This window comes from Enterococcus sp. ARL09-542 (assembly GCF_005234805.1).
Classification (GTDB): Bacteria; Bacillota; Bacilli; order Lactobacillales; family Enterococcaceae; genus Enterococcus_D; species Enterococcus_D gallinarum.
In genome coordinates, this window is sequence record NZ_QPQX01000033.1 from 1 (window position 1) to 7,827 (window position 7,827).

At 37.8% G+C, this 7,827-nt stretch carries 7 protein-coding genes and 2 pseudogenes; 8 read left to right on the forward strand and 1 reads right to left on the reverse strand.

The window, feature by feature from the left end; translation table 11 throughout:
- Positions 1-275: 275 nt before the first annotated feature.
- Positions 276-1,442 (reverse strand): IS256 family transposase, encoded by a 1,167-nt coding sequence (locus tag DVW06_RS16475; protein ID WP_021150677.1) that lies wholly within the window; start codon positions 1,440-1,442, stop codon positions 276-278.
- Positions 1,443-1,877: 435 nt separating this feature from the next.
- Between DVW06_RS16475 and DVW06_RS16480 the strand changes: the two genes are divergently transcribed.
- The 8 genes and pseudogenes from DVW06_RS16480 to DVW06_RS16515 form a co-directional block, all read left to right on the forward strand.
- Positions 1,878-2,225, forward strand: a complete 348-nt coding sequence (locus DVW06_RS16480; protein ID WP_003127874.1) for an ArsR/SmtB family transcription factor — start codon at positions 1,878-1,880, stop codon at positions 2,223-2,225.
- Positions 2,203-2,580: an arsenite efflux transporter metallochaperone ArsD gene (gene arsD, locus DVW06_RS16485; RefSeq protein ID WP_005469942.1), complete on the forward strand. Its 378-nt coding sequence runs from the start codon at positions 2,203-2,205 to the stop codon at positions 2,578-2,580. Before DVW06_RS16480 ends, arsD begins: the two co-directional genes overlap by 23 nt.
- A gap of 36 nt (positions 2,581-2,616) precedes the next feature.
- Positions 2,617-2,889, forward strand: a pseudogene (locus tag DVW06_RS16490) (ArsA-related P-loop ATPase); the annotation flags it as partial.
- Between the two features lie 27 nt (positions 2,890-2,916).
- Positions 2,917-3,681, forward strand: a complete 765-nt coding sequence (locus tag DVW06_RS16495) for a MurR/RpiR family transcriptional regulator (protein ID WP_137264895.1) — start codon at positions 2,917-2,919, stop codon at positions 3,679-3,681.
- A 150-nt stretch (positions 3,682-3,831) separates the two neighbouring features.
- Complete coding sequence (locus DVW06_RS16500) at positions 3,832-5,040, forward strand: D-galactonate dehydratase (protein WP_003127878.1); 1,209 nt, start codon at positions 3,832-3,834, stop codon at positions 5,038-5,040.
- A 14-nt stretch (positions 5,041-5,054) separates the two neighbouring features.
- The gene (locus DVW06_RS16505) at positions 5,055-6,917 is read left to right on the forward strand and encodes a PTS transporter subunit IIBCA (protein ID WP_003127879.1); all 1,863 of its coding nucleotides are present in this window, start codon (positions 5,055-5,057) and stop codon (positions 6,915-6,917) included.
- Between the two features lie 23 nt (positions 6,918-6,940).
- Positions 6,941-7,594: a bifunctional 4-hydroxy-2-oxoglutarate aldolase/2-dehydro-3-deoxy-phosphogluconate aldolase gene (locus tag DVW06_RS16510; protein WP_137264896.1), complete on the forward strand. Its 654-nt coding sequence runs from the start codon at positions 6,941-6,943 to the stop codon at positions 7,592-7,594.
- Positions 7,587-7,718, forward strand: a pseudogene (locus DVW06_RS16515) (sugar kinase); the annotation flags it as partial. The gene DVW06_RS16510 and the pseudogene DVW06_RS16515, both read left to right, overlap by 8 nt.
- Positions 7,719-7,827 lie beyond the last annotated feature (109 nt).

Here is a 7,827-nt window from a genome sequence, read left to right on the forward strand (position 1 = left end):
TGCTAAGCCAACTGATTGAGAATTAGAAACAATCTGCAGTAGGGAAGAATCATTTACACAAAATTATTGACGCTCCCTCTTATAAATTAGACAAGAGAAAATAAATATTCCATATCTACTTTATTGGATCCATAACATGACTAAATTCTGAATACTTTTTAAAGCTTATCATTTGGTAAAACTGAATATAAGTTAATTATATAGACTGAAAATTTAGTCAAGTCCATAAAATTGTGTAAAATACAGTACACTGTTTTAAAGCTTTAACCTATAGGTTAAAATTGAATATATTTTCTGGTAGAGCTTAGCCAGTCTTCGTGACGGTCAATAAGAACTGCACCGATTAAACGATTGGCAGAGGCGTGATTCGGAAAGATTCGGATAACTTTTTCTCTGCGTCTGACTTCTTCATTTAACCGTTCAAGAAGATTCGTGCTTTTTAATCTCGATTGACCTTTACCGACAACGGCGTATTGAAAGGCATCTTCGAATCCTTCATCTAGTTTTTCACAGGCTTTATGGTATTTTGATTGTTCGCTATAGGCACTTACTATAGTATTTTTAGCCTTGCGAGCCGTTTCAATATCCGTAAATTTGAAGAGTGCTTTGACTTCTTCTCTGAAAGGTTTTGAATCTTTCTTAGGGATACAATTGAGGATATTACGCATAAAGTGAACCTGGCATCGTTGCCATGAAGCGTTTGTAAATGACTTCTTGATGGCTTTGACTAAGCCTTTGTGGGCATCGGAAATGACCATTTCCACTTCACTTAACCCTCTGGTTTTGAGGTAGTCGAAGAAGAGAGACCAAGTTTCGTCACTTTCTTCATCTTGAATCATAAAGCCAATAATCTCACGCTCTCCATCTTCTGATATGCCAATCGCTATATGGCAGCTTTTAGATACGACACGATGATTCTCTCTGATTTTGATGTAGATAACATCTGTCATAACATAAGGGAAAGACCTGTCTGATAGAGAACGATTTTGCCATTCAGAGACCATAGGGTCTAACTGGGCAGTTAAACTGGAGACAAAGGATTTAGAGACTGATTTACTGCATAGTTCTTCAACGATTTGAGAGACTTTACGTGTAGAGACACCAGAAATATACATCTCTAACATAGAGGCTAACAAAGCCTTCTCATTGCGTTGATACCGCTCAAATACAGTCGGTGCAAATTCACCGTCGCGTGTTCGGGGAACTTTCAACTCAAGAGAGCCAATACGAGTCGTTAATTCTCTTTCATAATAGCCGTTGCGTTGGCTTCTTCGATCGTCTGATCGTTCATAGTTTGTGGCTTGAATATAATCTGTTCGCTGCTCGTCCATCAACTGATTAAATACAGTTTGTAAAATTTGTTTAGCCGCATTATCTTTGACCGACTGGTCAATTAAACTTTGAATATCTTCTGTTTCCAGTGTAAAATGTACTTGGGTCATATGATTGCCTCCTGGGTATGTTTTTAGTGGTTAAAAACATTGTACCGTAAAGAGGCGTTCATATGGCCTTTTTGCTTTTACATAATTATATGGACTTTATCGAAAATTTTGAATTTTCAGAATGGAATAACTTAAAAGTACTGACAAAATTTTTTAAAGGGGCAATATTAATGTTCTGAGATAATCAAATCTTACCGAAAATATCAAAAGCCTAATGTGACACAATCTGATTGTTTTACATTTGATGAATTAAATCTATTAGATCGATATACCAATATGAAGCATTAACATTGATAAAGAAAATTATCGATGTTAATGCTTTTTTGGTTCTATTGATTATTCATCAAGCATAAAAAATACAGAAACGATTGACGATTTATAGATATTTATCTATATTAATGCATAGATAAGCGTCTATGTTCAGGAGGATTAAGTATGAACTATGATGAAATGTCAGTAATGCTTAAAGCACTTGCTGATCCAAAACGGTTAAAAATCATTGATATATTGTCTTGTGGCAGCTTATGCGCATGCGATATTTTAGATCATTTTGATTTTACTCAACCGACCCTTTCACACCATATTAAAGTATTAGAAAAAGTTGGTATTGTGCTTGTTACCAAAGATGGAACATGGCACAGATATCAATTGACAGATAGCTTTGTAGATCAATTTATGGGTTCAATGATGCAATTATTTTCTAATGAAGAGAATTGCATTTGTGATACATCAAACTGTAATTGTAAAGAAGAAAAAGAAGATGAAAAAATTGGAACTATTTGAACCAGCAATGTGTTGCTCAACAGGAGTGTGTGGACCTTCTGTAGACGAAGAATTACTCATGGTGACTTCAGTTTTTGAGACATTTGAGGGAATAGATTCAGTAGAAGCTTCACGTCATAATCTTACAAGTGATCCAGATGCTTTTGTTAATAACTCCACGATTTTAAAGTTGTTACAACAAAAAGGAAATGATATTTTACCAGTTACATTGCTAGACGGAGAAATTGTCAAAGAAGGATCTTATCCTACGTTAGAAGAATTTGGAAAATATGGTGCGATTCACTTTGTTGCTCAGCCGGTTAATAACTCTGGTGGATGCTGTGGAGGAAATGATGGAAGCGAAGGCTGTTGTTAACAGCCTCTTTTCTAGTTTAAGTAAGGAGGAGAATAAATGTTACAATATATGCCCCAAAAGATGGGCTTAACTAAATATCTATTTTTCACTGGTAAAGGTGGCGTAGGGAAAACAACTACCGCTTGTGCGACAGCCACTTCTTTAGCACAAGATGGAAATAAAGTAATGCTGGTTAGTACAGATCCGGCCTCAAACCTACAAGACGTCTTTCAGACAACGTTGACTAATAAACCTACTCCAATAAATGGAATCAATAACTTAATGGTAGCTAATTTTGATCCGATCACGGCTGCTGAAGATTACAATGAAGAAAATACCTTAACGAGGTGAAAAATAGTGTCTATTAAAACAGAAGAGCTAGTTAGTAAATATTTTTTTGACCTTAATGAGAATGATCTAGCAATCTGGAAATACATTTCTAACAATAAAAAAGAAGCCTCAGAATCAACATTAGTTAATTTGGCAAAAAAATGCAATTATTCCAAATCTAGTATTCATCGTTTTGCTCAAAAAATATCATATAAGGGTTTCTCTGAATTGAAGTATGCACTTAAAGCAGAATTAGAAGCAGAAGATTTGGAAGGAAACTTAATTGATCAGTATGTTTCGATTATCGCTAACTCTATGAATGAAATGAAGTACCGGGATTTCTCAACGATTTTTCAACTTATTCAAAGTAGTAAAAAAGTCTTTATTTATGGTACAGGAACTCTACAAAGGGCTGTCGCACAAGAGATGCGTCGGGTCTTTCTAGCAGGTGATGAACATTTTTACGTAGTTGAGGGGGTTGATGAGATTGGTTCCCTAACGGATACGTTAACGACAGAAGACTTGGTTTTTATTATTTCATTGAGAGGACGATCAGACAACGCTCATTCCTTTGCTAAAGACTTGAAGGTGAAGGGTGTGCCATTTGTTGTGATTACGAGCTTCTCAGAGAATCAAATCGCCCACTTCAGTAATGAAAATATTTTTGTTAATTTGGAGCAAGTTCCTATTGATAATTGGAAAAAATACAGCGTGTTAGATCCCTATTTTATTTTAGTAAGTATTCTATTCTTACGCTATATGGAATATAAACAGAAAAAACTCTCTAATTAGGGAGTTTTTTTCTTTGACTATCTGGGAAAAATTTCAATTTTTGGGAAAAGAATCTAATGCTGAATCATTTATTTAAGTTCACAGACGCTATAGGCAGAAAAAAAGGATTCGCTTATACTTGAGTCAAATTTAAGAAAGAGGTTTTAACAAATGATGAAAGCGCTAGTAATTGAAGATATTAAAGTAATTACCACGGCTCCAGAAGGCATCAACTTAGTAGCAGTTAAAGTGACAACGAATGACCCAAGTATTTATGGAGTGGGTTGTGCAACATTTACACAGAGATATGAAGTAGTTGTAACAGCGATTGATAAATACTTAAAACCATTTTTGATTGGTAAAGATCCGCAACGGATAGAAGATATTTGGCGCACAGCTTCGGTGAGTAGCTATTGGCGAAACGGTCCGGTATTGAACAACGCTTTGTCAGGAATCGACATGGCACTTTGGGATATTAAAGGGAAACTGGCGAATATGCCGCTTTATCAATTGTTTGGTGGAAAGGTTCGTGATGCTGTTCCAGCCTATATTCATGCCGATGCACAAAGTGTCAGTGATGCTGTTGAGTTAGTGCAAACGCGAGTCGATCAAGGCTGGAAACAGATTCGCGTACAGATTGGCGGGTATGGCGGAAATAATCAGGCGATGCATTTACCTAAGGATAATACTCCCGGTGTTTACTACGATCCAGATGTTTATATGAAGACAATGATTGAAGGGTTTGAAAAATTGAGAGAAAAATTTGGAGACTCGATCAAGCTTTGTCATGATGTGCATGAACGCTTATCTCCCAGTGAAGCGGTAAAATTTGCTAATCAGCTGGAGAAATTTGACTTGTTGTTCTTAGAGGATGCATTGCCGCCAGAACAAGTCCAATGGTTTGAGCATTTACGAAGCCATACCAATATTCCGCTAGCAATGGGAGAACTGTTTAATAATCCCCATGAATGGACGGGGCTTATCCAAAACCGGACAATCGACTATTTGCGATTGCATCTGAGTCAGGTGGGTGGAATTACACCAACAAGAAAAATTATTTCCTTGGCAGATGCTTATGGTGTGCGAACTGCGTGGCATGGCCCAGGTGATATGACAGGGATCGGGCATGCGGTGAATACGCATTTAAGTATTACTTCCACGAACTTCGGTATCCAAGAATGGAGTTGCAGCATTAAAGAGAATACGTACAAAGTATTTCCGGGAACACCGGTTGCAAAGGATGGGTACATTTATCTGAATGATCAACCAGGTATTGGTGTCGATATTGATGAGGAAGCTGCGGCGGCTTTTCCAACACATGATCGGATGGCTGACTGGACATTGTGCCGTTTGCCAGATGGATCTGCAGGAAGACCTTAAGGAGGAGTTAAAAAATGAATCAAAATAAAGATGTTATGGTAGCAAATGCAATCATTGAAGCGATTGGTGGAAAAGAAAACATTCGAGCTGTAGGACACTGTTCCTCACGCTTGCGTTTGACCTTGAACGACAAAAAAGTAGTTAACGAAGCTGAGATTGAAAATATTGATGGGGTAAAGGGGCAATTTTTTGCTGGAGAGCAATACCAGATTATTCTTGGAACGGGATTTGTTGATCGTGTGTATGCTATTGTGGTTGGAAATACGAGTACTGAGTTAAATACAGATATTAAAGGCGATCTATATGAGGGAATGTCTTTACCTAAAAAAGTATCGCGAATTTTAGGGGATATTTTCATTCCAGTTATTCCAGTTTTGGTTGCTACCGGATTATTTAGCGGTTTTATCAATTGTATCAACGCTTTTGGTGTAGAAATGAACCCAAATGTTTTGACAATCGCAACTATTTTGATGAAAACAGCTTTCACATTTTTGCCTGTACTGATTGCATGGGCGGGAATGAAGCAATTTGGTGGAAGTCCAGTGTTAGGGATTGTTCTGGGTTTGATGTTGGTCAACCCGTTGTTACCAAATCCTAGCGATGTCGCTAAAGGGGTAGCAGACGCGATTACATTTACGTTTTTCGGATTAGATTTGAATGTTGTAGGTTATCAAGGTTCGGTATTACCGGCCCTAATGGTGGCGATTATAGCCGCAAAAACGGAAAAAGCACTAAAAAAGAAAGTTCCTGATGTCCTTGATTTGATTGTCACACCATTTACAACGATTTTAGTTGCTGGATTATTAGGTTTGATTATCATTGGTCCAATTTGCCAATACATTGAATTGCTTGTTTTGGGCGCTGCAAAAGCAGTAATTGGTTTACCCTTCGGATTAGGCGGTTTGATTATTGGAGGAACGCAACAAGCCATTGTTGTCACTGGAATGCATCATATATTTTTGGCTTTGGAAACAGATTTGTTAGCGAATACGGGATTTAACCCATTTAATGCAATGATTACTGGTGGAATTATTGCACAAGCAACTGCGGCCTTAGTAACTGGATGGAAAGTTCAGGATAAAAAGAAACGTGGCTTTTTGATGTCGGCTTCATTGCCAGCTTTCTTGGGGATCACAGAGCCAGCGATCTTCGGAGTGAATCTAAAATTTGGCAAACCGTTCCTTTTTGCCTTAACAGGTGGGGCAACTGCGGGTTTAGTTGCAGGATTGTTACATGCTAAAAGTACTGGTATGGGTGTGGCAGCTATACCCGGAATTGTTACTTATTTGTATAGCGCAACTGGTATCAAAGATTATTTCATTATTCATTTAACGGGAATGATTGTATCTGGCGGATTGGTCTATTTCTTTTTCGACCCTAATGAAGCAATGGAACAAGAAGAACAGAAGAAAGGGATTGTCAAAGAAGCTGGACATGAAAAGATCTATAACCCAGTTCAAGGATATGTTGTAAAAATCACAGATGTTAATGATCCCGTTTTTTCAAAGAAAATGATGGGTGAAGGATTTGCGATCAAGCCAGAAAATGGACAGGTGTATGCACCGTTTAATGGAACGATTATGTCAATTTTTCCTACAAAACACGCCATAATCATCAAAGGTGAGCATGGAGAAGAAGCATTGATTCATATGGGGATTGATACCGTGGAATTGCAAGGTAATGGCTATAATATTCTAGTAGAAGAAAACGAAAGAGTCACAAAGAATACGTTGTTAGCAGAAATTGATCTATCTCTTTTGAAGGAAAACAATAAGGATACTTCGATTATGGTTGTTTTTCCTGAAATGAAAGATCCTCATTTAACTATTCAGTATGGGATGCAGATGAATGGAAATGAGATAGGAAGTATCGTTTGAAAGACGGAGAAGGGTGCTAAAGAATGAAACGTGTAGAATTATTAACTAAAATTGAAGAATCAGGTGTCATTGCGGTAGTTCGCGGAGCTTCTAAAGAACAAGGAAAACGATCCTGTGAAGCATTGATTCAAGGTGGAATAAAGGGAATCGAAGTTACTTTTACATTGCCTAATGCTGCAGAGGTTATTAGGGAATTAGTTTCGGAGAACTTGGATTCTAGCGTAGTAATTGGTGCGGGAACAGTTTTAGATGTCACTACTGCCCGTTTAGCCATAATGGCAGGAGCTGAATTTATAGTTAGTCCGACCTTCGATCAAGCAACAGCAGAAGTTTGTAACCTGTATCAAATACCTTATTTACCAGGGTGTCTAACCGTAACGGAGATAAAAGAGTCTCTAAAAGCAGGCGTAGATATCGTAAAATTATTTCCCGGATCGGCATATGGCCCAGCAATCATATCTGCCTTCAAAGCCCCCTTGCCACAGATAAATATTATGCCAACCGGAGGGGTGTCGTTGGAAAACATGAAAGACTGGTTCAGGGCAGGTGTGGTAACAGTCGGCGTCGAGGGCAATCTTTTGAAGCCCGCTGAAACTGGAGACTATAAAGGTGTCACGCGTATCGCTAAAGAATACATGACAGAATTTAAAAAGATTAAGGATGATCTTTATGACTAAAATATTGACACTGGGTGAGATCATGCTTCGCCTTTCCACCTGTAACAATGAACGTCTAAGTGACAATAATTGTCTCTTAGCCCATTTTGGCGGAGCAGAGGCCAATGTTGCAATCTCTTTAGCGGTTCTGTTGCAAAGTTTTAAATCTACTATCAGATAAGGTAGAATAATAGAAAAAGATAGCAGGAGGAATGACGATGAGTCATTTTAAAGGAAAGCAATTTCAGCAGGAT

Bases quoted from the DNA above. Each gene is read 5' to 3' on its own strand.
- DVW06_RS16475 (WP_021150677.1), bottom strand. From the start codon at position 1,442: ATGACCCAAGTACATTTTACACTGGAAACAGAAGATATTCAAAGTTTA.
- DVW06_RS16480 (WP_003127874.1), top strand. From the start codon at position 1,878: ATGAACTATGATGAAATGTCAGTAATGCTTAAAGCACTTGCTGATCCA.
- arsD (WP_005469942.1), top strand. From the start codon at position 2,203: ATGAAAAAATTGGAACTATTTGAACCAGCAATGTGTTGCTCAACAGGA.
- DVW06_RS16500 (WP_003127878.1), top strand. From the start codon at position 3,832: ATGATGAAAGCGCTAGTAATTGAAGATATTAAAGTAATTACCACGGCT.
- DVW06_RS16505 (WP_003127879.1), top strand. From the start codon at position 5,055: ATGAATCAAAATAAAGATGTTATGGTAGCAAATGCAATCATTGAAGCG.
- DVW06_RS16510 (WP_137264896.1), top strand. From the start codon at position 6,941: ATGAAACGTGTAGAATTATTAACTAAAATTGAAGAATCAGGTGTCATT.